The sequence below is a fragment of the Microbacterium sp. 18062 genome (assembly GCF_902706225.1).
In the GTDB taxonomy this organism is placed as follows: Bacteria; Actinomycetota; Actinomycetes; order Actinomycetales; family Microbacteriaceae; genus Microbacterium.
This window is the reverse complement of the sequence record NZ_CACSKB010000138.1, coordinates 1-694: the sequence shown is the minus strand read 5'-3', so window position 1 is coordinate 694 and position 694 is coordinate 1. Positions and strand designations below refer to the sequence as shown.

Genomic DNA, 694 nt, shown 5'->3' with positions numbered 1-694 from the left:
GTACCGCGACGCCGTCATCTACCAGTTGAACGTGAAGGCGTTCTACGACAGCAACAACGACGGGTACGGCGACTTCAAGGGCGTGACCGCCAAGCTGGACTACGTGAAGGACCTGGGCGTCAACACGATCTGGCTGATGCCGTTCTACCCCTCGCCGCTGCGCGACGACGGCTACGACATCTCCGACTACGAAAGCGTGCATCCGCAGTACGGCACGCTGGAGGACTTCAAGGAAATGCTCGACGCCGCCCACGCGCGCGGCCTGCGCGTGATCACCGAACTGGTCATCAACCACACCTCGTCCGAGCACCCCTGGTTCCAGCGCGCGCGGCACGCCCCGCCCGGCTCGCCCGAGCGCGACTTCTACGTCTGGAGCGACACCGACCAGATCTACCAGGGCACGCGCATCATCTTCACCGATACCGAGACCTCCAACTGGGCCTGGGACCCGGTCGCCAAGCAGTACTACTGGCACCGCTTCTTCAGCCACCAGCCGGACCTGAACTTCGACAACCCGGCGGTGCTGGAAGCCGTGTTCAAGACCATGCGCTTCTGGCTGGACATGGGCGTGGACGGCTTCCGGCTCGATGCCATCCCGTACCTGGTGGAGCGCGACGGCACGAGCAACGAGAACCTGCCCGAGACGCACGCGGTGATCAAGAAGCTGCGCGCCGCCATCGACGCCGAGTACAAG

General features: G+C 64.4%; 1 protein-coding gene. It reads left to right on the top strand.

What is annotated here, in order from left to right; genetic code table 11:
* A partial coding sequence (locus tag GVL03_RS19005) for an alpha-amylase family glycosyl hydrolase (protein WP_306770357.1) occupies positions 1–694 on the top strand: 694 nt, incomplete at both ends.